The organism is Vibrio sp. (genome assembly GCF_050299255.1).
In the GTDB taxonomy this organism is placed as follows: Bacteria; Pseudomonadota; Gammaproteobacteria; order Enterobacterales; family Vibrionaceae; genus Vibrio.
In genome coordinates, this window is record NZ_JBNKVP010000006.1 from 42,657 (window position 1) to 67,881 (window position 25,225).

The 25,225-nt window shown below is 54.9% G+C and carries 16 protein-coding genes; 6 read left to right on the forward strand and 10 right to left on the reverse strand.

Going from position 1 to position 25,225, the window contains the following annotated elements; translation table 11 throughout:
• Positions 1 to 33: 33 nt before the first annotated feature.
• Together argA and ACQY6F_RS03715 are read left to right on the forward strand one after the other, a co-directional pair.
• A complete protein-coding gene (gene argA, locus ACQY6F_RS03710; RefSeq protein WP_428772276.1) occupies positions 34 to 1,368 on the forward strand; it encodes an amino-acid N-acetyltransferase in 1,335 nt (444 codons plus the stop codon).
• Positions 1,369 to 1,557: 189 nt separating this feature from the next.
• Positions 1,558 to 1,740 carry a hypothetical protein gene (locus ACQY6F_RS03715; RefSeq protein ID WP_428772277.1) on the forward strand — a complete coding sequence of 61 codons (183 nt, stop codon included), beginning with the start codon at positions 1,558 to 1,560 and terminating at the stop codon, positions 1,738 to 1,740.
• Between the two features lie 15 nt (positions 1,741 to 1,755).
• Here ACQY6F_RS03715 and recD read toward each other — a convergent pair whose 3' ends face one another.
• The 3 genes from recD to recC form a co-directional block, all read right to left on the reverse strand.
• On the reverse strand, positions 1,756 to 3,867 hold the full coding sequence (recD, locus tag ACQY6F_RS03720) for an exodeoxyribonuclease V subunit alpha (RefSeq protein ID WP_428772279.1): 2,112 nt from the start codon (positions 3,865 to 3,867) through the stop codon (positions 1,756 to 1,758).
• Entirely contained in the window at positions 3,864 to 7,490 is a 3,627-nt protein-coding gene (recB, locus tag ACQY6F_RS03725; protein WP_428772281.1) for an exodeoxyribonuclease V subunit beta, read from the reverse strand. Before recB ends, recD begins: the two co-directional genes overlap by 4 nt.
• A 269-nt stretch (positions 7,491 to 7,759) precedes the next feature.
• The gene (recC, locus tag ACQY6F_RS03730; protein ID WP_428772283.1) at positions 7,760 to 11,212 is read right to left on the reverse strand and encodes an exodeoxyribonuclease V subunit gamma; all 3,453 of its coding nucleotides are present in this window, start codon (positions 11,210 to 11,212) and stop codon (positions 7,760 to 7,762) included.
• Between the two features lie 219 nt (positions 11,213 to 11,431).
• Between recC and ACQY6F_RS03735 the strand changes: the two genes are divergently transcribed.
• Both ACQY6F_RS03735 and ACQY6F_RS03740 read left to right on the forward strand, forming a co-directional pair.
• Entirely contained in the window at positions 11,432 to 12,325 is an 894-nt protein-coding gene (locus tag ACQY6F_RS03735; protein ID WP_428772284.1) for a LysR family transcriptional regulator, read from the forward strand.
• A 99-nt stretch (positions 12,326 to 12,424) separates the two neighbouring features.
• Positions 12,425 to 12,718 (forward strand): YebG family protein, encoded by a 294-nt coding sequence (locus ACQY6F_RS03740; protein WP_428772285.1) that lies wholly within the window; start codon positions 12,425 to 12,427, stop codon positions 12,716 to 12,718.
• A 54-nt stretch (positions 12,719 to 12,772) separates the two neighbouring features.
• On the opposite strand, the gene phoU is transcribed toward ACQY6F_RS03740, so the two are convergent.
• Genes phoU through ACQY6F_RS03760 form a run of 4 tightly spaced genes read right to left on the reverse strand, consistent with a single transcriptional unit; the run spans position 12,773 to position 18,191 of the window.
• Complete coding sequence (gene phoU, locus ACQY6F_RS03745) at positions 12,773 to 13,471, reverse strand: phosphate signaling complex protein PhoU (RefSeq protein WP_428772286.1); 699 nt, start codon at positions 13,469 to 13,471, stop codon at positions 12,773 to 12,775.
• A gap of 38 nt (positions 13,472 to 13,509) precedes the next feature.
• Positions 13,510 to 14,328 carry a phosphate ABC transporter ATP-binding protein PstB gene (gene pstB / locus ACQY6F_RS03750; RefSeq protein ID WP_428772288.1) on the reverse strand — a complete coding sequence of 273 codons (819 nt, stop codon included), beginning with the start codon at positions 14,326 to 14,328 and terminating at the stop codon, positions 13,510 to 13,512.
• A gap of 2 nt (positions 14,329 to 14,330) precedes the next feature.
• A complete protein-coding gene (gene pstA / locus ACQY6F_RS03755) occupies positions 14,331 to 15,977 on the reverse strand; it encodes a phosphate ABC transporter permease PstA (protein ID WP_428772289.1) in 1,647 nt (548 codons plus the stop codon).
• Between the two features lie 21 nt (positions 15,978 to 15,998).
• Positions 15,999 to 18,191 (reverse strand): ABC transporter permease subunit, encoded by a 2,193-nt coding sequence (locus tag ACQY6F_RS03760; RefSeq protein WP_428772291.1) that lies wholly within the window; start codon positions 18,189 to 18,191, stop codon positions 15,999 to 16,001.
• A 206-nt stretch (positions 18,192 to 18,397) separates the two neighbouring features.
• Between ACQY6F_RS03760 and ppk1 the strand changes: the two genes are divergently transcribed.
• The gene (gene ppk1, locus ACQY6F_RS03765; protein ID WP_428772293.1) at positions 18,398 to 20,497 is read left to right on the forward strand and encodes a polyphosphate kinase 1; all 2,100 of its coding nucleotides are present in this window, start codon (positions 18,398 to 18,400) and stop codon (positions 20,495 to 20,497) included.
• On the forward strand, positions 20,482 to 21,981 hold the full coding sequence (ppx, locus tag ACQY6F_RS03770; RefSeq protein WP_428772295.1) for an exopolyphosphatase: 1,500 nt from the start codon (positions 20,482 to 20,484) through the stop codon (positions 21,979 to 21,981). The genes ppk1 and ppx overlap by 16 nt, the downstream gene beginning before the upstream one ends.
• A gap of 41 nt (positions 21,982 to 22,022) precedes the next feature.
• On the opposite strand, the gene ACQY6F_RS03775 is transcribed toward ppx, so the two are convergent.
• From ACQY6F_RS03775 to phoB, 3 genes are all read right to left on the reverse strand, one after another.
• On the reverse strand, positions 22,023 to 22,967 hold the full coding sequence (locus tag ACQY6F_RS03775) for a PstS family phosphate ABC transporter substrate-binding protein (protein ID WP_428772327.1): 945 nt from the start codon (positions 22,965 to 22,967) through the stop codon (positions 22,023 to 22,025).
• A 74-nt stretch (positions 22,968 to 23,041) separates the two neighbouring features.
• Positions 23,042 to 24,343 carry a phosphate regulon sensor histidine kinase PhoR gene (gene phoR / locus ACQY6F_RS03780; RefSeq protein ID WP_428772296.1) on the reverse strand — a complete coding sequence of 434 codons (1,302 nt, stop codon included), beginning with the start codon at positions 24,341 to 24,343 and terminating at the stop codon, positions 23,042 to 23,044.
• Positions 24,344 to 24,364: 21 nt separating this feature from the next.
• Positions 24,365 to 25,054: a phosphate regulon transcriptional regulator PhoB gene (gene phoB / locus ACQY6F_RS03785; protein ID WP_428772297.1), complete on the reverse strand. Its 690-nt coding sequence runs from the start codon at positions 25,052 to 25,054 to the stop codon at positions 24,365 to 24,367.
• Positions 25,055 to 25,225: the final 171 nt, after the last annotated feature.

Sequence of the window (25,225 nt, forward strand, 5' to 3'; positions counted from 1 at the left end):
ATTTAAACATATTAATTCATTGGATAGCCGCAAGTGAAAATACGTAGTACCGCCCTGGTTAAAGGATTCCGCCAGTCTGCCCCCTATGTGAATGCCCACCGTAACAAAACCATGGTGGTGATGCTGGGCGGCGAAGCGATCGCGGATGAGAATTTTCCCAACATCATCAGTGATCTGGCGCTGTTACACAGTCTTGGCGTCAAAATTGTCCTGGTACACGGCGCGCGGCCACAGATAAACCAGATCCTGGCCCGGCATGATTGCACCACGCCCTACCACAAAGGCATCCGGGTTACCGATGAAGATACTTTGGGACTGGTAATGCAGGCCGCCGGACAACTGCAACTGAAGATCACTTCTCAGCTGTCCATGAGCCTGAACAATACCCCGATGGCCGGTACTCAGCTCAATGTGGTCAGTGGCAACTTTATCATCTCTCAGCCACTCGGTGTCGACGATGGGGTCGATTATTGCCACAGCGGCCGAATTCGTCGTATCGATATTGCCGGCATCAATCGCATGCTGGAACAGGAAGCGATCGTACTGCTTGGGCCGATTGCCAGTTCCGTTACCGGTGAGTCGTTTAATCTGCTGTCAGAAGAGATCGCCACCGAAGTCGCGATCCGACTGCGGGCCGACAAATTGATCGGCTTCTGCTCCGAGCAGGGCATCATCGACAGCGAAGGCAATGCCATCGCCGAACTATTTCCGGCCGAAGCCGAACGGATCTTGCTGCAGCAAAATGGTAATGATGCTGAAGCCGATACCTCAACCGGCACCCGCCGCTTCCTCAAGGCGGCGATCTCAGCCTGCCGGGCAGGTGTGCCCCGTAGTCACCTGGTCAGTTATAAAGATGATGGTGCACTGATCCAGGAGCTGTTCTCGCTGGATGGGATAGGAACGCAAATCGTCATGGCCAGTGCTGAGCAAGTACGTCAGGCGCAGATTGATGACATCGGCGGTATTTTGGACCTGATTCGGCCGCTGGAAGAACAGGGAGTACTGGTACGGCGTTCCCGCGAACAGCTTGAGCAGGAGATCGACCGCTTCACCATCATTGATAAAGACGGTCTGATCATCGGCTGTGCCGCGCTCTACGCTTACCCGGATGACCATATGGCCGAGATGGCTTGTGTCGCCATCGACCCGGAATACCGAGACGGTCACCGCGGGCTGCTGCTGCTCAACCATGTCAAACAACGCTGTCGTTCCGCCGGGATCACCCGACTGTTTGTACTGACCACTCACAGTCTGCACTGGTTTCGTGAACAGGGCTTCCATGAAATCACTCTGGAAGACCTGCCGATGGCCAAGCAAAACCTGTACAACTTTCAGCGCAAATCAAAAATCCTGGCGCTGAAAATCTGATTTGTCCTTAGCGGATGTTGGGTAAAAAAGTGACCATTTTTTACCCAACCCTCTTTCAACTTCCACTGTAATTGGTTAAAATCCGTACGCTGTTTTATGTGAGATGAGTGGAAGTTTTCTTACAAAGCACACAAAAATTTGCACGGAATGCTTGAAGTTAATCACCATACAACTAAGAGCAAATCATTAATGAGAACTGTCATCTGTAACTCCATCCAAAGCTTCTGGGATATGGCCGAGAACCAATTTCTTGAAGGGTTGGATGTGCATTGCGTATTTCCTGTCTCTTCAGGCGTGAAAGCCTTTATCCTCAATTACAAATCGAAGTACCGTATTCGCAGCATTACCTTCTCAGACGCGTTTGATCACTAACGACTGACGCTCGGTTTACGAAGACAATCGACTGACCAGGCCACTGGCGCGTTCAGTGGTCAGCGCTATCGCTCGGGCAATGATACCCTTATCCGCATACAGGCTAAGCCGATGCTTGGCCCGGGTAATGCCGGTATACACCAGTTCACGGGTCAGTACCGGACTAAACTTCGCAGGCAGCAACAGGTAAGTTGAGGCAAATTCACTGCCCTGGGATTTATGAATCGTCATCGCGAAAGCGGTCTCGTGTTCGGGCACCCGGCTTGGCAGTACCGCTTTAACGCTGCCATCGGGCAACTCGAAATAGACTTTCAGTCGCTGATCGTCTGCCGCCAAATCGCGCATACAGATTCCGATATCACCGTTGTACAACCCCAGCCCGTAGTCATTGCGTGCCACCATCACCGGCCGGCCGTGATACCAGCTTTCTTCCTGAGTCTGGATCAGCTTGCGCGCCGCCAGGGCTTTTTCTATCCGGAGATTGAGCCCGGAAACGCCAAAGTCGCCCTCACGAGTAGCACACAGCAGCCGGCACTGATTGAAACTGTCCAGCACCGTCTTGGCGTGACGCGCCATCGCGATGGCTCTGTCCGCCTGGCCATTCACCGGATCGGTGGCCATCAGTTGCAAATAGTCGCGGTATTCACCAACCAGATCCGTCACCAACTGCTGATAATGCTGATTATCCAGCGGGTAGCGGCTGATATCAGCGTAGTCGCGCTGCCATACCTGCTCCAACATCGCCGCAGAGCCTTGATTGACTGCCTTGGCAAGCTGACCAATCCCGGAGCGGGCGTCAAAACGATAACTCTTTTGCAGCATGCACAAACTGTCAGCCACCGCATCAGGTTGCGCGACACGAGCCGAAAAAGTAGTAAAACCGGTCAGTTGGGCCAGCAACTGTTGTTGGCTGGTGCTGTAGCCTTGCTGATGGAAAGAACAGATATCCCCCAGCACCGCCCCCGCTTCCACCGACGCCAACTGGTCTTTGTCTCCAAGCAGGATCAGCCTGGCATGGCTGGGCAGAGCGTCCACCAACTTATACATCATCGGCAAGTCCACCATAGAGGCCTCATCCACCACCAAAATATCCAGGTGAAGCGGATTACCCCGATGATGACGGAATTGGACACTGTCCGGGATCACCCCCAGTAAGCGGTGCAGAGTGCTGGCTTGGGTGGGTATCGCCTGTTTGAGCGCCTCGTCCACCGGCAGTTGCGCCACCGCTTTACCGATCGATTCGGTCAGCCGCGCCGAGGCTTTACCGGTCGGCGCCACCAATTTGATCACCGGAGGCTGGCCTGAAAGCTGTTTGCTCTGCTCGATAAGGGCGGCCAACAGTTTGGTCACTGTGGTAGTTTTACCTGTACCCGGGCCACCGGAAATCACCGCGAAGCGCCGGGTCAGCGCGACTGCCGCCGCCACTTTTTGCCAGTTGATGCAGTGTGCTTGTGGCACTAACTCATCCAACGGTTTTAGCTCCACAGCGCTGTTGGCGCTGCACAGCAGTGCATCGATCGCCGGCCAGTCCAGCGCCGACTCATCGACCACATCGAGCTGATCACAAATCAGCCGTTGACGGGAAACCGGATTCCAGCTCTGCTGCCGCAACGGTTGCAGCGCTTGCCAAAGATAGCGGTACTGGCGCGCGAACAGATGATCCAGCAGTTCAGAGAGCTTTTGGACATCGGTAGGCTTAAAGCTCATGGGTGTCCCAAAGCTCTGTAATCGCTCGGCGAGTGACACTTCATAATGCCAGTAGCGGTGCAGGTACAGCCGCTGACCGTCGCACATCATTGGCAATGGTTCACTGCCGCGACCGACCCAGTCAGAGTTGGCTAACCGCGCAGCCAGATCAATTCCGTACACCCACCGGTTAAGCGCCAGCGCCGGGTCACCAAACAGACCCAGCTTGGCAGCCAGGTCCACCGGTTGGCCCTCGCCGTCCTGAAGCGGCAGGCAGATATGTCCACGCCCCAGTTCGGCGCTGACCACGGTCGCCAGCAGCCCAAGCAGGGTGTCACCACTTTGCTGGGTGATAAAGCGGCCAAACTGGAAATCGAGCTGGCGTATCCCGCCCTGGTCGGCGAGCTGCTGCAGCAGTGGCAGCACGTCTTCATTATTCATAGCCCTAACTCCATCTGACCATGTGGTTCGTCGCCCGGTTCAGGTGACTGCCCGGCGATTAGCCGATCCAACTGCTCTAAGAACGGCTGGCTAGGTTTGGCCGAGAAAATACCGTGCTCGCTGTCGCCATCAATGCCGCGTAGAAACAGATAGTACACCCCACCAAAATGGCGTTGGTAGTCGTAATCAGCCAAACGGCTTTTTAGCATCCGGTGCAGTGCCAGGGCATAGATTTGATACTGAAGATCATATCTGTGATCCACCATGGCGCTTTGCAGCGCCTGGCCATGGTAATCGCTGACCGTGTCGCCGAGGTGGTTGGATTTCCAGTCCAGCACGTAATATTTACCTTTGTATTCAAACACCAGATCGATAAATCCTTTCAGCATGCCCTGCACGGTTTGAAAACCCAGTTGTTGCGCTCTGGCCGAGAGCGGATCGTGTCGCTGCGCCAGCTGGTTAAGTTCGCTGCTGGACAACACTTCAATCGGCAGCAAGAACTCCATTTCGACCAGACGCTGTTCAGGCTGGGTCTGGTTCAGTTTCATCTGCCGGCCATCCAGCGGCGTTGCCAGTACTGTGTCGACCAGTTGCTCCAACACCGGTTGCCATTCGGCATCAAACTGTTCCTGTTCCAGTAACTGACTGATCACCGCCCGGTTGTGATCACTGGCGGCCGGTTGGCCAAATTCCACCTGTTCAAAAATGGTGTGCAAAAACGTACCGGGACGAGCGCCACGGGGAAAGTTAAAAATTGACCGTTCGCTGGCCAGCAGTTCCGGCTGTGTTTGCTCATCCGCCGAATCGATGTCATAGCCGATCGGCTCCAGGCTGGCGTCATGGCTTTGTTGCCCGCCCTGCTTGACCAGCGCAGAGTAGCTGGTCAGCCGCCACAACCGGTCGACAGGCTTGGCCATTTGGCGCGCGGCCAGCGGTTGTTCCGGCTCGGATTGCGGCTGGTAACTTTGTGTAGGCGGCTCTGGCAGCTCGGTGCAGGTCATGCCCGCAACCGGGCCAATTTGCGCTTCAATTGCCGCAGATAGTGCGGCAATGTCGCCCGGCTGACCGTTTTGCAGCAGGTAGCCCATCGCGCTGTGGTGCACACCGGTCGGCGCCTTGGCCGAGCGGCCGTTGCGGATTGGAGTGACACCGATAAAGCAACCATATACTGCCCGGGTCAGTGCCACATAGATCAAGCGTAAATCTTCCGCCAGCCTCTCCCGTTCGGCCGCCAGCATCGCCGGTGCGCTGGCGTTCAGATCCAGCATGGTCTGGTCGTGGATATCATCGTAGTACTTGGCTTCGCCCGCCTGGCGATAACTCATCACAAACGGCAAAAACACCAGGTTGTACTCCAACCCTTTTGACTTGTGGATGGTGACGATCTGCACCAGGTTACGTTCCGATTCCAGCCGCTGAATATAGTCATCGCTGCCGGCCAAGCCGTGTTCGGCATCATCCAATGCCTGAGCCAGCCAGCGCAGCAGACCGTGATCGCTGTCCAGAGTGAGGCTCGCCTGCTGCAACAATTCACTTAAATGCATCAGGTCGGTCAGGGCGCGCTCGCCGCCCGGCTCTTCCAGCAATCGCTCGGCAATATGACGCTGGCTGATCATGCTGCGCAGCATCGGCATCACCCCGACCCGCTTCCACACTTCACGATACTGGCGAAATTCTTTTACCACCTGCTCCCACAGCACTTCATCATGGTTAAGCTGCTCTAACTGACTGGCATTCTGCGCAAACAGCTCGCTGGCCAGGCAGCTCTTCAGCGCCGCCTCCTGCTCCGGCGTCAGAGCCGCCTGCAAGAACAGCAGCAGATCCGAGGCCACCTGGCTGGTCATCACACTGTCACGGTTGGACAGGTAGACGCTGGCCACCCCTTGCTCTGCCAGCGCCTGCCTGACTAGCTGCGCTTCACTGCCGGTGCGCACCAGCACCGCAATGTCACTGGCGCGGATCGGCCGGGCGCCGGAGCTGCTGTGCAACTGGGCCTGATCGGTATCTGCCAGTGTCAGTATCCGGTTGATCTGCGATGCACACGCCACCGCCAGCTGGTTCTGATAATCGCCTTTACTGACCGGTTTTTCCTGCTCGTCGTCCTGAAACAGCCAGTAACTCAGCGCTGGCTGACTCTGCCCTTCGATACTCCAGTAGCGCTGATCGGCCGCCGGACTGGGTTGAACCGGCAGAAACGGGATATCCTCATCATAGATAAAAGGTTTATCGGCACCGGCGAAGATCCGGTTCACCGCCGCCACCATGTCCGCACTGGAGCGCCAGTTGGTGCCCAGAGTAAAATGCGAGCTGACCTGTTTGCGCGCCTTGATATAGGTGAAAATATCCGCGCCGCGAAAGGCGTAGATGGCCTGTTTCGGGTCGCCGATCATAAACAGGCCACACTCCGGGTGGTCCAGGTAGAGGCGGCTGAAAATACTGTATTGCAGCGGGTCGGTATCCTGAAACTCATCGATCATCGCGACCGGATACAAGCTGCGGATTCGCTCACTCAGCAGCGCCTGCTGATCCTGATCGAGCGCCGCGGACAACTGGGTCAGCAGGTCATCAAACGACAACCACTGATGCTGTTGCTTCGCTTCCGCCAGCCGTTGCCGGCACTGCTGGATCGCGTGAGCGATCAACGGCGCTTTCAGGCTGACCGGCTGAGACAGAAAGGATTCAATTTCACTGAACACCGGATGGCTCGGCGGCGTTCCGCTGCTGGTTTTTTCGTTCAGCACATTCTGGGCAAATTTTTCCAGCGCATCCGGATAGCTGTAGTCCTGGCTTGGCCGCCCGGCCCACTCATCGACGCTGGCCAGCCATTTCGGCAAACTGGTTTTGCTGTAACTGCGTCGGTTGATGCCAGACTGCTCAAACAGTTCAGAAAACTGCTGCTGATGCTGGCGCCAGAGGCTTTTGAGCCGGTCGATCTGCTGCAGATTGTCACTGTGCAGCTGTGCCAGATCCTGCGCCATCGGCGCAACGCTCATTGCCAGCGGGGCACCGGTCAGATAACCGCTGATCTGCGCCAACAGATCGGCCGGTGATGCCCACAGTTTGCGTACTTCGCCGGCCAGATTGAGCGGCAGCGGATAGAAATTGCGCCGCCAGTAGTCGGCCACTACCTGAGCTTTAAGGCGGGTTTCGTCAGTGACAAATTCATGACTGAAACGGCTGCCCGATTCAAATGCGTTCTGGGTCAGCATTCGCTGACAGAAACCGTGGATGGTGAAAATCGCCGCTTCATCCATCTGCCGCTCGGCGTCCAGCAGGATCTGTGCAGCCTGGGCATGGTTGTCCACCTGATCCAACAGCGGCGCGATCACCGGATCGTTACTCTGGCCGCGGGCAAACGCCAGCCGGGCGGCATGAATACGGCCGCGAATCCGATCACGCAGCTCTGCGGTGGCCGCTTCAGTGAAGGTGACCACCAGGATCTGATCGACCGTCAGAGGTGCCCGGTGCCTGGTCTGCTCGCTGCCATGCCCAAGCAGTAGCCGTAGATACAAACCGGCGATGGTAAACGTTTTACCCGTCCCGGCCGAAGCTTCAATCAAGCGCGCGCCGTGCAGCGGAAACGTCATGGTATCCAACGCTGAAATATCGGACTTGGCTGTCATAGTTTGCGATCCTCAATGTATAGACGGTTTAGCAAAGTGTGACCGGAGGTAAAACTTCCGCCCAAACAGCAAATTTTCCTTGGCAGTTGAACAGCTTGTGCGATCCTACTCACGGAAGTACTCCTGTTTGATGCGTTACTATCTGCGCCGTGCATTATGTGACTACTTTAATAGTAAATATTGTCAAGATTTCGGTCCCTCTGACCCTGTGGCCGCACAGCGAACACCCTACAGATAATAACGATTTTCTGGCGGCCACCATTTCCTCATCACCCCAGTTCGGCATAATACTGCTCGCTGTCGATTGCGGCTCTTCTGGCCGGCTCCAGTATCTGCCTGGCTAACTGGTAGCTTTGCGATGCCAACTCGGCCTGCCATTGTGGCCAGATGCGACGGATGTAATCGTTGCGGCCTTCCCCGCGGCGCAGGTAACCATCATTAAACGCCTCGGCCATTTTTTGTCGGGCCCGATCCGGATCCTCGACCCACTTGCCTCGGTTAAAGCCTGCCTCTACCCCGGCCAGACAGGTTTGCGGAAAGTAACAGAGCGGTTGATTCAAGCCCTGGAAATAGAGCTCCTGCACAGGTTGCAATAGCTGTCGGGCCAACTCCGGACTGGCAAGCGGTGAATACACCTTGTGCACCACGCCCTCTTTTTTGTCGTAACCGACCATGTGGGTCGGACAACTCTGTCCGGCAGCCGCCATCGCCAGGTGATCGATCCAGGCTGACAGGTAATCCTGGCCGCGCAGCCTTCCCATACGAAAACGCACCAGGCCAGATCGGTAATGCTGGGTGATCCAGCCGGTCAGCTGAAGTTGCTGCTGCGTCGGCAGTATGGTGGTCAGGCGCAATTCCTGATCCGGCTGCAGTTGCTGACAGAGCGGCTGTAAGGTGGCCAGCATCGCTTCGGCCTGGACCCGGTTGGCAGCGAACTCCAGCTCACCTAAGGCCCCCACCGGCAACTTGCCTTCGGCGCGCTTGCAGCGGATAAACTGCTGCCACTGCTGGTCCTGCTGCTCGGGCGTGACGGCAGGCAGCGCCAGCAGCTCGTTCAACAACTCATCCCGCAGCTGGTAACTTTGCAGGCCGTCCAGAATAAACGGCTCGTCATCCGCCATCACCGCCAGGGAGCGGTCAAAACGGACTTGTAAACGACGGTTGAAAAAATACTGCACGGGCAGGCGCCAGAATCGCTGCAGCTCAACCAGATCCAGCTCAATGCTGGCCGGGCTGTCGAGCAGCACATCCGTTAGCGGCTGACTGAACTGGCCGCTGGCTTGTCCCTGACGCCGGGCGGCAGGCAGCCACTCTTTGGCAAAGCTGCCGTCGGCGCTGTTAAACTGCTCGACACTAAACGGTACCATAGCGTGCTGACGTGTCAGTTGCGCCAACAAGCGCTGTCCGGACTTATCCACCGGCAGTTGCTCATCCCCTACCAGGCAGTAGTTCTGCTCCAGGTATTCCAGCAGCTCGCTAACCAGGATCGACGGCGCTTTGTCACTGTTATCCTGAATCGAGCGGCCGACATAACTGATGTACAAGTTCCGCTGAGCCGACAGCAAGGCCTCCAAAAACAGGTAGCGGTCATCGTCGCGGCGAGAACGGTCGCCCGGACGGCTGCGACCGTTGATCAGGTCGAAGCCTTCCGGCGCCACCGTGCGCGGATAGGCACCGTCGTTCATCCCCAGCAGGCACACAGTTTTAAACGGAATCGAGCGCATCGGCATCAGGGTACAGAAGTTCACCTGACCGGCCAGAAAACGCTGGCTGACCCGGCTGCCAGACAGGCTGTTTTGCAGGTAATAGCGCAGCACCGCCGGGGACAATTCCTCCTGGTAGGCCGCATCACTCAGCTGCTCCTGTAACTGAGTGAGGGCATCGCGAATCGATTTCAGCGCCAGCTCTTCATCCAGTTCAGCACTAAAACAGCGCTCCAGCAATTGGTTGATACATGCGCGCCACTGCTCGACCGATTGAGGGTGGGACAGCTGGCTTCTCAGCTCGCTGATGGTCTGGATAAACTGCGCCAGTTTTCCGGCCAGCTCAGCCCCCAGTCCTTCAATTTCCTGATAGGGCAGGATCTCGCCCTGGTCGGTGGTCAACAGGCCAGCCGATTGCGGCATCGCATAACCGAGCAGCATGCGTTCAATACCAAACTGCCAGGTATTCTGTCGGCTGGCGGGCAGCTCAAACTGGCTTGCGGTATGCTCGTCCAGCCCCCAGCGGATACCACTCTCTTCCACCCAGCGTTTCGCCTGACTGAACTGGGTTTCGCTGATCGCAAAGCGACGCAGTATCGCCGGCGTTTCCAGTAGTTCGAGTAATTCTGACGCCAGGCAGCGAGACTGTGGCAGGTGAATCAGCTGCAGAAACGCCGCCAGGATCGGGTTCTCCTGCTCGGCGCTGCGATCGGAAATCGAATACGGAATGTAGCGCTCACCCGGTGCGTTACCAAACACTGCCTGAATCGCCGGGCTGTAGGCGTTAATATCCGCCACCATGACAATAATATCTCGCGGCTTGAGCTCTGGATCGGCGGCAAACATCGCCAGCAGCTGATCGTGCAACACTTCCACTTCCCGCATCGGGCTGTGGCAGGCATGCAGGCTGACGGAATTGTCTTGCGCCGACACCCGCTGCTTGTGTTGGCTGTTGTCGATACAGTGATCGTCCTGGTGCTGCTCCAGATTAAGGATATCGGCTTGCAGCTGATGCAACAGGCTGTCACGGGCGATATCGACGAACGCTTCGATCTCATGCGACTGCGACTGCGCCAGCAGGTAGTGGTTGTCGCGGCCCAATTTACCCATCGACGCCAGTAAGCTGTTGCCCACGGCATCGGTGTGCAGGGTGGTATTCACATCGTCCTTCAGTTGGCCCGTTTCCCCTTCCAATTCGGAATGGTCCTGATGCCACACTAAATGTTGGCGATGACGGGCGGCCAGACGGGCGAGAAACTTCTGATCCCGCACATCGCCCCAGTAGTAACGACAGGGGTTGGTGAACATCAGGTGCACGTCGGTGTGTTCGCCGATCGCTTTCAGCGCATCAATATAGCGAGGCGGTAAAGATGAGATACCAAACACAAACAGACGCTTTGGGAAGTCAAACTCCTGGCGGCTGTTTTGCAGCGTATCGATAAACTGTTCATACAGGTTGGCGCGGTGGTACGGTGACTGATCGAGCGAGACGGTGTGATCGTACAGGGCCTGCCATAAAATCGGCTGCCACGGGTGTTCGTCGCCCAGTTCGGCCACCGTAAGGCCGGCTTCCCAACTGGCGATCCACTCCGGCCGATAAACCAGATAACCGTCAAAAATATCGGCGATCTTCTCTGCCAGTTGATAGCGTTTGGAGCCGTCTTCATCGTCGCTGAGATAGCGCTTCAGCGGCGCAAATTCCGCCCGGTCCAGCAACTGTGGAAGCAGCTGCATCAGCTTCCAGCACATAGCGGGCTTATTGAACGCGCTGCGTTTCGGCACATCAGGCAGCACCTGGCTGAACTGGTCCCAGATAAAGGTTGCCGGCAGCGGAAATGCGATATTGGCCGCGACCCCGAGTGACCTGGCCAGCTCCATTTTCAGCCATTGCGACATCCCCGGGCTCTGTACCAGGATTTGCTCTTGCTGGAAAGGATGCTGCAAAGGTTGGCGGCGTATTAGCTCTACCAGCAGCGATTTAAGAATATCGACCTGATTGGAATGATAGACGGTAAACACTTTGCTCTCACCAACGTCACCTTGATAACCGTCAAGATTAGCACAGCCAACGATGATTACAGAGCGATATAACCAATTGATATTCTGGCTTGTTCAACTTGTGCTCAACGCAGCATTTCAGGCTGAAAGGCTGGTCAACTGCGACCGGATTCTGCTATACCGATAACGCCCTGTCCCTGAACCATGCAGACAGACCGACGCACAACAGACGGAACCGCTATGGCGCACAACATTACTCTGAAACAGTTAAAGGTCTTTAGCAGCCTGACCCAGCACCCTACTCTGACCCACGCCGCCGACACCCTGTGTCTGTCAAAAGCGGCGGTCAGCATGACCCTTTCGGAGCTGGAAAAGCAGCTCGGCCATGCCTTGTTTGACCGGGTCAACAACCGGCTGATCCTCAATCAGGAAGGACAGAAACTGTTGCCGCTGGCGGACGAACTGCTCAGCCGTAGCCAGGATATTGAGCAGCTGTTTCAAGGCCAGCAGGAGCTATTCGGCCAGTTACGTATCGGAGCCAGTGATACCATCGGCAATCAACTGGTGCCTTACATGCTACAGGCATTTCGCAGCCAAACCGGCCACCAGCAACAGAGCCTGCTCATCGGTAACTCGGCACTGATCTGTCAGAAACTGGTCGACTACGAGCTGGATATAGCCCTGATTGAAGGTAAAACTCTCCATTCAGAACTGCTCTCCAGTCAGTTTTCCCGCGATGAGATGTGCCTGATCTGCGCGCCGGACCATCCGGCCGGGCAACAAACTAATCTGGTACTCAGTGAGCTGGAAAATAGCCAGTGGATTCTGCGTGAAGCCGGCTCTGGTTCAAGGGAATTCTTCCTGCGGGTAGTGGCGCCGCGGATTGAACAGTGGCAGGAAGCGTTTCAGCTTAATACCACCGAAGCGATCATCAACAGCGTTTCCGCCGGACTGGGGCTCGGCTGCCTGTCGCGACTGGCGGCAGAAGCGGCGATTCGGGATGGCAGGGTTAAGCCGCTTAACGTGCCGCTGGATATGCAACGCCGTTTTTGGTTATTGGTTCATAAAGAGAAGTATCAGAGCCCGTTGCTGAAGGCGTTTATTGACTTCTGTCAAAGCTGGGATAAGAGCTGAGCACTCAGCTCGCATTCCGGCTTACTGCTCTGGACTTAGCTTGCTACAACCTGTATAAAAAGACAGTAAATCATTCACATCAAACTTTGGGGAAGAACCATGGCTGTAATCGTCAAGTACGTGGTAGAACGCAACGGAGAAGAGAAAATGACTTTTACCTCTAAAGCGGAAGCGGACGCTTATGACAAAATGCTGGATATGGCAGACGAGCTGTTCGAGCTGTTAGGTAAAAGTGATCTGATCGAAGATGAAGCCAAGCAGGAAGATCTGGCGATGTTTCTGGCACAGAACAAAGAAGAAGTTATGTATGCGCTGGGTGCCAAACGTAAGCCGGCACCGAAAAAGGCCAAAAAAGTGGCCGAAGTTGAGCCGCAACAGGAAGACGCCGCATAAAGCACAACGCCCCGACTTTTATCGGGGCGTTGTCATTCTGGCTGGCGGGTAAGGTTAGCGCAGCGCATCGTCAATACTCTGGTCGCCCAGATGACGGACATCCTTACCGCGGACAAAATAAATAATATATTCACAGATATTCTGGCAGCGATCGCCCACCCGCTCTATCGCCCTGGCCGACCACATCACCTGCAGAATATGCGGGATATTTTTCGGGTCTTCCATCATGTAGGTCATCAACTGGCGGATCACCGCTTCGTATTCAGCATCCAGCTTATCGTCCAGCTTGTACACTTCGGTGGCGGCATCCACATCCATGCGGGCAAACGCATCCAGCACCTGGTGCAGCATGGCTATCGCCTGACGGCACAAAGGTTCCAGTGACACCTGGAACTGGCCTTCTTTGGACGACGGGCTTTCGATCGCCACATAAGCCATTTTGGTGGCAACATCACCGATGCGTTCCAAATCGGTGATGGTTTTGATGATCGCCATAATTAGTCGCAGATCTTTGGCGGTCGGTTGCCGCTTGGCAATAATCCGGGTACAGGCCTCATCGATGGACACTTCCATCGCGTTGACTTTGTGGTCGTCGCGGACCACTTTTCTTGCCAGCTCGATATCGTCTCTGTGCAGTGCCTGCATAGCGAAAGATAACTGCTGTTCCACCAGACCGCCCATGGTCAGCACGTGGGTACGAATCGACTCCAGCTCCACATTAAACTGGCCTGAAATATGACGTCCGAAATTCATGCTACCCCCTACTGATTGCTGTGCGACTGGTTGTGCGATTAACCGTATCTTCCGGTAATGTAGTCTTCGGTCTGTTTTTTCAATGGTGAAGTGAAAATAGAATCGGTATCTGAGTACTCTATCAAACTTCCCATATGAATAAACGCCGTATGGTCGCTAACCCTGGCTGCCTGTTGCATATTGTGAGTGACGATCACCACGGTATATTTGGTCTTCAGATCGTTGATCAGCTCTTCAATGGTCAGGGTTGAGATCGGGTCCAGTGCCGAAGTCGGCTCATCGAGCAGCAGCACTTCTGGCTCGATAGCAATCGCGCGGGCGATCACCAGCCGTTGCTGCTGACCACCGGAGAGGCCGAATGCGTTCTCATGCAGGCGGTCTTTCACTTCATCCCACAGCGCGGCCGAGCGCAGCGAACGTTCTACCGCATCATCCAGCGCCCGGCTGTTGCGAATTCCTTGCAGCCGCAGCCCATACACCACGTTCTCATAGATGGATTTGGGAAAAGGGTTCGGTCGTTGAAATACCATTCCAACCCGGCGGCGCAGCGTCGGTACATCGACACTCGGATGGTAGACGTTGCTGCCGTACAATTTAACTTCACCTTCCACCCGGCACCCTTCCACCAGATCGTTCATGCGGTTAATACAGCGCAACAGCGTCGACTTACCGCAGCCAGACGGGCCGATAAACGCCGTAACCTGACCTTTAGGGATGCGCATCGAAATGTTTTTCAATGCCTGACTCTGCTGATAGAACAGATTTAACCCCTCAATGCTGATCGCAGTCTGCGCATCGCTGAGGTTATTCACATTGAGTGGCGGTTTGTATCCCAGTGCTTGGTCAACGGTAAACATGATTAATCTTGTCCCAGGGTGCGGTATTTTTCCCGCAGGTTATTTCGAATACTGATTGCTGTTAAGTTTAGGCCGACAATCACGGTCACTAACAGAAAAGATGTGGCATACACCAGCGGCCTGGCCGCTTCAATGTTCGCGGTCTGGAAGCCGACATCATAGATGTGAAAGCCCAGATGCATGAACTTGCGCTCCAGATGCAGGAACGGAAATTGATCGTCTACCGGCAGCGTCGCCGCCAGTTTGACCGCCCCGACCAGCATCAGCGGTGCCACTTCGCCCGCCGCGCGGGCCACAGCCAGCACCAGACCGGTCAGAATCGCCGGGCTGACCATGGGCAGAATGATCCGCCAGATGGTTTCCGACTGGGTGGCGCCTAATGCCAGAGAACCGTGACGCACCGAACTTGGAATCCGGGTCAGACCTTCTTCAGTGGCGACGATCACCACTGGCAGCGTCAACACCGCCAGTGTCAGTGCCGACCATAGCAAACCCGGGGTACCAAACGTTGGTGCCGGCAGCCGCTCGGCATAGAACAGCGCATCGATGGAGCCGCCCAGGCTGTAGACAAAAAAGCCCAGGCCAAACACGCCGTAAACGATGGAGGGCACCCCCGCCAGGTTGATCACCGCAACACGGATGATTCTGGTCAGGGCATTATTGCGCGCATATTCGTGCAGGTAGATAGCGGCAATCACTCCGAGCGGCATAACGATGACGGACATGATCAGTACCAGCAATACCGTACCAAAAATGGCCGGAAATACGCCCCCCTCAGAGTTGGACTCACGCGGATCGTCAGAGACAAATTTGCCCAGCTGTTTGGCCCAGTGCAATAGCTTCTCGGCCAGGCTCATCTGATTCGGAAACCAGACATCCAGCATCTGACTGAGAGGAATAAACTGCCGAGTGCCGGTCATATCCTCGACCAACAGGCCCTGCTTCGCCAATTGTGCCCTCAGCTTATCCAGTTCACTTTCCGCCAGACTCAACTGCTGCTGCAGATCCGCAGCGCGCTGTTGCGCTTTAGCAACGAAATCGTCCGTCAGGGTCTGATTCAGCTCATGCTTGCGTTTTTGTCGGCGCAGAGTTTCCATCTGTTCACTAATGTGGCGAATCTTGTTGTCGATCAGCTGTTGCATCGAGTCATGCATTTGATCGGCAAACCGGAGCGCACTGGCGATGACCTCGGTACTGACTGCCTGTGGCTGGCCAGAGGAATCCCGGTAACTGACCGGCTTACCGTAAAAGTCGCCATAGCGACTACGTTCGATCACCGCCCAGCCTGGCGGCGTGGTCGGCTCAGACAGGTTGATATCCAGCAGGGAGACAAAGTCTGCCGGGTAGAGATCCCGGTTGGCCACTTTAATATTCAGCCGCATCGCCCAGCCCTGCTGCAGTACCTGTTCCGGCAGCGGGTAATCCATTTCACGCAGATGTGCCAGCGACACCTTTTCCTGCTGATAGAGCTGACCAACCAGTATCTTGCCTGGTTCGGTTTGCCACTGATACAGGGGCGCCGGCCAGAAATAGGACAGCCCTTTCCAGCCGATCAAAAGCAGCAGCCCTAGCACCGAGAGCAGAGCGATACTCACGGCTCCCCCCGTCAGCCAGACCCAGGGCGCGCCGGATTTGATCCACTTCAGCATACCAATTCCTCTGACTGGTGATTACAAGGCACGATAGCGCTCCCGCAGTTTTTGTCTGACCCATTCCGCCAGTGAGTTCACCGCAAAGGTGAACACCAGCAGGATTAACGCCGCCAGAAACAGTATTCGGTAGTGTGAACTGCCAACTTCAGATTCCGGCATTTCGACCGCAATGGTCGCCGACAGAGTGCGCATCCCTTCCAGAATATTCCAGTCCATGATCGGCGTGTTACCGGTGGCCATCAGCACGATCATGGTTTCGCCCACCGCCCGGCCGAGCCCCATCATAATGGCGGAGAAAATACCGGGACTGGCGGTGAGCAGTACCACGTGCGTCAAAGTCTGCCACGGCGTCGCCCCCAGCGCCAGCGAACCATCAGACAAGTGTTTCGGCACCGAGAAAATGGCATCTTCGGCAATAGTAAAAATGGTCGGGATCACCGCAAAGCCCATTGCAAACCCCACCACCAGCGCATTACGCTGATCGTAATTGATGCCGCGCTCAGTCAAAAACAGCCGCACATCACCACCAAACAGCCAGGCTTCCAGGCTGCCGCTGTTGGCCATGATCAGCCAACAGAGCAAAACGATGCCCGGCATGACTAACAGCGCATGCCAGCCATGAGGGAGTTTACCCAGCCAGCGTTGACTCACTACGTGCCACAGCGCGCCAACTAAAATCGTGGCAACAGGCAACAACAATAACAAGCACACGATGGCGGCCAGATGACTCTCGACGATCGGGGCAAACCAGAGGCCAGCCAGAAAACCGATGATCACCGTCGGCAGTGCTTCCATCAGCTCAACCGACGGCTTCACCACCCGGCGCATCCTCGGCGACATAAAATAGGCGGTATACACCGCGCCCAATACGGCAATCGGCACGGCAAACAACATGGCGTACAACGCCGCTTTCAGGGTGCCAAATGTGATCGGGACCAGGCTGAATTTGGCTTCGAAATCATCACTGGCGGAGGTGGTCTGCCAGACGTAGTCCGGCTCCGGGTAGCTCTCGTACCACACTTTCTGCCACAGAGCCGACCAGGAGATCTCCGGATACTGGTTGTCTACCTCGGCGATATCCAGCTGGCCATCCCGGTAGGTGACCACAAAGCGCTCGTTGTCGGACATGGCCGCCAGTTGTGGCGCGCTATCATAAGCCCGTTCAAACAGCACCAGCTTTTCACTGGTGGTATGATGATTCTGCACCGTACCGTTGCGGTAAAAACTGTAGAAGCCTTTGCGGTTCGTGTCCGGCAGCAGAAACTGCAACTGCGAGGCGAGTTCGAACTGGCGGATATACGTTAAGTGGCGGTCCCCATCACGCAATACATCAAACCACTGGCTGACGGTGCCATCTGCGTGACTGACCAACAACGACTGAGCACCAGCCAGCAGTGCCAGTTGCTCAACCTGGTGGCGGGTATTGCCCTGGCTGAGGTCAACCAGTTCCCGCACCACAAAGCGGTTCTCCTGCTTGACGGCGACAATCAGCTCCGACTGCTGCAACAGATATAACAAGCGGCCATCAGGCGAAAGCAGGAATTGATCCAGCGAAGCAAAAGGAAGCGCGAACTCAAATTGCTTTAGTTTACCGTTATCCAGCCAGCGCAGCCTGAGCCGCTGGTCATCGTAGTAGCCTGCCAGTGTCGCTTGCTGGCCTTGCACGGCAATCGCCAGTTGCTGCAACTGAACGTCAGGAAAAGCCAAATCAAGCGCTTCACGCCCGGTGTACTGGTCCACTTTGGCGCTGAACTGTCGCCCTTTCGCCGACACTATCTGGGTAAAATCGGGTTTAAACAGCTTAACCTGTCCCTGAGAGTCTGCCAGCGCCAGCCACTGGCTGCCGCCGCTGCCATGGGCATACAGGCTGGCCTGAGGAAACAGGGGAAAAGTTTTAATCGCTGAGCGGCGTTCAGAGTTGAACTGCCAAAAATCCAACTGGCCGTCGGCAGACAGCAGATAGGCGTACTCACCGTAATCGCCTACCCCAACCGCCAGTGGGGCTTGAGTATTCACCGACTGACGGGCGTAGTCGGGCTGATAACTGGCGTCGGAGAACAGCGGCAGCACCATCAACGCCAGGTAAACAAAGATCAGAATCAGAGCGGCAAGCACACTGACGCCGCCCAGCGAAACCGCCAGGCGTACCAGGCGATCCGTTGCGGATCGCTTTCTATCTTTTGCCCGAAGTGAAAAATCGGCGTCAGCCATTTGTCTCTCTACTTATCTTAAGGAATTCATTTTATGTCGAACAGGTGACAATTATATTACACGTCGCATTAAACAACTGAAATCAATACAACTATACTTTGGAAGCACATATGAAATAAATCTGTCATATAAAAGTCTTAATTTGCTAACTCTGTTGAATATTGCCTCCTTCGGCAACAAAATCGAAGAGGCACTAAGGTTAGGCTATGAGCGCAGAAAAACTATACATAGAAAAAGAGTTGAGCTGGCTGTCGTTCAACGAGCGCGTATTACAAGAAGCAGCTGACAAATCAGTCCCCCTGATCGAGCGAATCCGATTTCTGGGGATATTTTCCAATAACTTAGACGAATTCTACAAAGTCCGTTTTGCTGATGTTAAGCGCCGTATTCTGATCAATCAGGAGCGCGGCGGTAGCAGCAGCTCCAAGCACCTGCTGTCTAAAATGCAGGCCAAGGCACTGAGGCTGAATGACCGCTTTGACGAACTGTATGCCGAGTTAATTCGCGAAATGGCCCGACGCAGAATCTTTCTGGTCAATGAAACCCAGCTGGATGAAACCCAGCAAAAGTGGATCAGAAAGTTTTTTAAAAAAGAGGTGCTGCCGCATATTACCCCGCTGCTGATCAATGATGACATTGACGTACTGCAATTCCTCAAAGATGAGTATGCCTATATTGCGGTCGACCTGCAAAACCGGCAGCAGTCGCAATACGCCCTGATTGAAATTCCCACCGACCATCTGCCACGCTTTGTGATGGTACCGGAACAGAAAGGCAAACGGCGCAAAACCATCATTCTGCTCGACAACATTATCCGTTACTGTCTGGATGACCTGTTCCGCGGTTTCTTCGAGTATGACCAGCTCAACGGCTATGCGATGAAAATGACCCGCGACGCCGAATACGATCTCAGCCACGAGGTGGAACATAGCCTGCTGGAACAGATGTCCGAAGGGTTGAGCCAACGGCTGTCAGCGATGCCGGTGCGGTTTGTTTACGAGCGTGAAATGCCGGAGTCGATGCTGTTTTTCCTGTGTGAAAAGCTGAAAGTTTCCAGCTATGACAGCCTGATCCCGGGAGGTCGCTACCATAATTTTAAAGATTTTATTAACTTTCCTAACGTCGGTCGCGACTATCTGGAAAACAAACCGCTGCCACCGATGACCTGCGCCGATTTTGAAGGGCACGATAACAAGTTTGATGCCATCCGCGCCCAGGACATTTTGCTCTATTACCCCTATCACACCTTTGAACACATCACCGAACTGGTGCGCCAGGCGGCATTTGACCCGAAAGTCATTGGCATCAAAATCAATATCTACCGGGTGGCGAAAGACTCGCGGCTGATGAATTCGCTGATCGATGCGGTGCACAATGGTAAAAGCGTGACTGTGGTGGTTGAGCTGCAGGCCCGATTTGACGAAGAAGCCAATATCGAGTGGTCACGGGTGCTGACAGAAGCCGGAGTGCAGGTCATCTTCGGTGCTCCGGGCCTGAAAATCCACTCCAAGCTGCTGCTGATCAGCCGCCGCGAGGGCGATGATATCGTCCGTTATGCCCACATCGGCACCGGTAACTTTCACGAAAGGACCGCCCGGATCTACACCGATTTCTCGCTGTTAACCGCCGACCCGGAGCTGACCAACGAAGTTCGCAACGTGTTCGGCTACATTGAAAACCCCTATCGTCCGGTACGGTTTAACCAGTTGATCGTTTCGCCACGCAACTCCCGCAGTCAGCTGTACAAACTGATCGACGGCGAAATCGCTAACGCCAAACAGGGACTGCCCGCGGCGATTACCGTCAAAGCCAACAATCTGGTGGATAAAGGCCTGATCAACAAGTTGTATGGCGCATCGGTAGCCGGGGTAAAAATCCGCATGATCATCCGTGGCATGTGCTCTCTGGTACCGGGCATTGAGGGGGTCAGTGACAATATCCAGATCATCAGCATCGTTGACCGCTTTCTCGAACACCCCCGGGTGATCGTCACCCACAATAACGGTGACCCGCAGGTATATATATCCTCGGCCGACTGGATGACCCGTAATATTGATTACCGGATTGAAGTTGCGACACCGATACGGGATCCGCGCTTAAAACAACGCATTATCGACATTATCGATATACACTTTACCGATACAGTCAAAGCGCGCTGGATAGACAAAGAGATGAGCAATCAGTACGTTGCCCGCGGCAACCGTAAGAAGGTCCGCTCGCAGTACGCCATCTACGACTATCTAAAGCAGGTTGAAAAACAGACCCGAAAACAGAGACAGCCAGAACCGCCATGCCTCAATCCATAGAAACCCGCGATATCGCCGCCATCGACCTTGGCTCCAACAGCTTCCACATGGTGGTGGCCAAGGTGGCCAACCACGATCTGCAACTGGTCAGCCGCCATAAACAGCGGGTGTATCTCGCTTCCGGGCTGGATAGCCAGCGTAATCTGGATAAAGCGTCCATGGACCGCGGGCTGGAGTGTCTGGCGATGTTTGCCGAGCGGTTGCAGGGCTTTGAAGACGGCAATGTGCGCATTGCCGCTACCCACACGCTTCGTCAGGCCAATAACGCCCACCTGTTCATTCAACGCGCCCGTCAAGTGCTGCCATTTGATATCGAAATCATTTCCGGTGAAGAAGAAGCACGCCTGATCTACCTCGGCGTGGCCCACACTCAGCCGGAATCGGACTCCAAACTGGTGGTCGACATCGGTGGCGGCAGTACCGAGCTGATCGTCGGCAAAGGATTTTCGCCAGAACTGCTCAACAGCAAACAGATGGGCTGCGTCAGTTATACCGACCGTTTTTTTGCTAACGGTAAGCTCTCAAATAAAAACTTCAATAAAGCCATCCTGGCAGCCGAGCAGAAGCTGGAATCGATCGCCCATCGCTACCGCAAGAAAGGCTGGGAGATCGCTTTTGGTTCCTCTGGAACCATCAAGGCGATCAGCGAAGTGTTGATCGGTCTCGGTCATGAAGATGGGCTGATCACGGCCAAACGGCTGGATAAACTGATTGAAAAACTGTGTGAATGGCAGACTATCGATGACATTGAGCTGGATGGACTGACCGACGAACGCAAACCGGTATTTGCCGCCGGGGTGGCTATCTTAAGCGCCATCTTCAAAGACCTGAAACTCGAGTCGATGCATTATTCCGAGGGGGCACTGCGGGAAGGGTTGCTGTATGAAATGGAAGATCGGCTGCAGCGCAGTGACATTCGCATGCGCACCACCGAAAGCCTGGCGCGTCGCCATCTGGTGGATCTGGACCACGCCGAAAAAGTGAAACAACAGGCGCGACTGTTTCTCGATCAGGTGCATGACCAGCTTGGTATCAAGCCAAGCAGCGAACTGTTTGACCTGCTGGAATGGAGTGCGCTGTTGCATGAAGTGGGCCTCAGTATCAGCCTGGCGGGCTTTCACAAGCACTCGGCGTATATTCTACAGCACACCAATATGCCCGGCTTCAACCGCGAACAACAACGGGTACTGTCGATGCTGGTGCGCTTTCAGCGCAAAGCGCTCAAGCTGAAAGAGATGGATGATTTCAGCCTGTTCAAGAAAAAACATATCATCGGGCTGATCCGAGTTCTGCGTCTGGCGATTTTAGTTAATGGCCAGCGCAATGAAGATCCTCTCCCTGCGCTCAGCCTGGCTATCGAAGGCGATTGCTGGACGTTACAATGCCGCGATACCGACTGGCTGGAAAACAACAAGTTGCTGCATGCCGACCTGCTCAGTGAACAGGAATACTGGCAGAATGCGCAGTGGCAACTCTGCTTTTAATCCAGTCTATGCCCTCATAACTTAGTCAATGGACTCGGTGATTATGGCGCCAGGCCGACCTTAGCCAGTTCGCGCTGGGCGTAATCAGCGCTCAGCGGCACATACCCCTCTTTAGCCACCAGAGTTTGCCCCTGGTGGGAAAAAATGAAGCGGATAAACTCGGCCTGCAGAGGGGGCAACGCTCTGGCCGGGTGCTTGTTAACGTAAAGATACAGATAACGTGACAGCGGATAGCGGCCCGAAAGAATGTTGGCCCGGCTGGCTTCTACGTAATCACTGCCCCGTTTGGCAATCGGCAGTAACTTCACCCCGGACACCTGATAGCCGACGCCGGAATAGCCAATGGTGTTGATTGCGGACGCGACGGACTGCACCACAGACGCCGAGCCCGGCTGCTCATTCACATTGGCGCGGAAGTCGCCACCACATAGCGCATTTTGTTTGAAATAGCCGTAAGTTCCCGACACGGAGTTGCGGCCGAACAGCTGGATACTGTGTCTGGCCCACTGGTATTCCAGCCCAAGCTGAGACCAGCGTTCAATCGGTTGCCGGGCACCACAGCGCAGTGTGGCAGAAAAGATGGCGTCTAGCTGCTCAAAATTGAGGCCGGTGATCGGATTATCACGATGGACAAAAATGCCGATGGCGTCGATGGCCACTTTCAGTGCCACCGGCTTATAACCGTGCTCACGTTCAAACGCTTCCACTTCACGATTGCGCATCGGTCGGCTCATCGGGCCGAACTGGGCGGTTCCTTCCGTCAGCGCCGGTGGCGCAGTTGACGAGCCCGAAGCCTGTACCTGGCCATGAACACTGGGGTAAAGCTGCTGAAATTCTTCCACCCACAAGGTGGTGATCCCGGCCAGCGTATCAGATCCGACGGTCGACAGCGTGCCGGATAAACTGGTGGATTTGACATAATCGGCCAGCGGCTCGGCCTTAAGCGGCGTGCTTAAGCTTACAACCGCCAACCAGGCAGTCACCATGCGGCAGGTTATCTCGCGGCAGGTAGTCTGATGCCACTTAACCTGGCTTGATAGCGATATTTGACGGCGAATCATCATGCCTTAACCACTAAGCGGCGCGGCAGGGTAAAACTGAATTCGCTGCCCACGCCCACTTCACTGTGAATTTCCAGATGAGAGTCGTGGTGCGACAGCGCATGTTTAACGATCGCCAGCCCGAGGCCACTGCCGCCGGTATCCCGCGAGCGCGCTTTATCGACCCGGTAGAAACGTTCGGTCAACCGGTGCAGGTGCTGAGGTTCAATCCCCTCGCCACTGTCTTTCACTTCCAAGCTGGCCCCTTGTGGCGTGGCGTACCAGTTAACCTTAATATTCGCGCCGGCCGGGGTGTATTTGACCGCATTATAGACCAGGTTCGAGATCGCACTGCGCAGCTGGTCTTCGTCACCCAGAACCCTTAGTTGCCGGTCGACATTAAATTCTAGCTGATGGCCCTGATCACCACTGAGACTGGCAGCTTCTTTTTCCAGCACATCCAGCATCGCGGGTACATCGACCACGTCTTCCAGTTCATGCATCGGCGCGGCTTCGATTTTGGACAGCGTCAGCAACTGATTGACCAGGCTGTTCATCCGGCTCAGCTGTTCTGTCATCACACCGTGCGCCTTGCTCCACATCGGCCCGGCGGCGATATCCGGGTCTTCGGTCATTTCCAGATAGCCCTGCAGAACCGTCATTGGTGTGCGCAGTTCGTGAGAAACGTTGGCAAAGAAATTCCGCCGCATCCCTTCGAGCTGCTTAAGCTGGGTGACATCACGCACCACCATCAAGTGCTCACCCTCGGTGTAAGGTACAATCCGCAGCTCCAGCGAGCGTTCGACATTCAGCGGCGAACGCATCTCAAGAGGCTGGGAAAAGTCATTTTTACTGAGGTATTTGATAAAATCGGGTGTGCGGATCAGGTTAGAGATCGGCTGGCCACTGTCGTCCGGCCAGCGAAAACCGAGCAGATGCTGGGCCAGTTTGTTACACCAAACAATATTGCCTTCGCTACGAAAGACCACGACCGCATCGGGCAGAGATTCTGCGCCGTTACGGAAACGGCGGATCAAATTAGTCAGCTCTTTGCGTTTGCGACGTTGGCGCTGCTGCAAGCGGTAAATACCGTTGAACAGGTTTTCCCAGTTGCCGGATCCAGATGGCGGGGTCAGCCGCTTTTCATCCCACAACCAGGCAGAAAATCTTAGCTGGTTATGTAGGTGCCACAACAGCTGCAGTACCGTCGCGGCCAGCAGCAACCAGGGCAAATACCCGAATATCCATCCTACCAACACCCAGGGGGTGTAAAAAAAAGCCAGCTCCCAGGCCAGCTTCTTCCAAGTCAACCGTTCTACCACTTACCTCTCCATATTGGTGTGTTACGCTTTGGTGGAAAAGCGATAACCGGCACCTCGTACTGTCTGAATTAACTTATCATGACCGGCCGCTTCCAGCGCTTTTCTCAGGCGACGAATGTGAACATCCACAGTACGGTCTTCAACGTAGACGTTAGTGCCCCAAACATTGTTCAACAGTTGTTCGCGGCTGTACACGCGCTCCTGGTGGGTCATAAAGAAGTGCAGCATCTTGAATTCAGTCGGCCCCATGTCGAGCGGCCCATCATTGGCCGTTACCCGGTGAGATACAGGATCCAGTCTCAGTCCCTGAACATCAATCACATCTTCCAGCGCTGTCGGCGTAACGCGGCGGATCACCGCTTTCAGTCGCGCTACCAGCTCTTTGGGTGAAAATGGTTTGGTAATATAGTCATCCGCACCGACTTCCAGGCCACGGACTTTATCTTCTTCTTCACCACGCGCCGTTAGCATTACCACCGGGATATTGCGGGTCAGCTCTTCGCGTTTCATGTGTTTGATAAAGTTGATCCCGCTGCCACCTGGCAACATCCAATCCAACAACACCAGATCTGGGAAAGGTTCCGCTAATTTGGTAACCGCGCTGTCGTAGTCTTCCGCTTCGACTGCCTGATACCCCTTCTGTTCGAGCACAAAGCACAACATTTCTCGGATGGGTGCTTCATCCTCAACAACCAGAATCCTTCTAGACATAATTGAGTAACCTTATCTTAGTTGAGTTTTTGACTGGCCTGTGGCCCTCTGCAACAGTAGGCATTATTACCATCAATTATGACACTTTTGTGACCCTTGAAAACAATTTTTAATATAAGTTTCGCATGAATTTCATTGCGATATTTTGCAAATGCACTAGGACATCCCGGG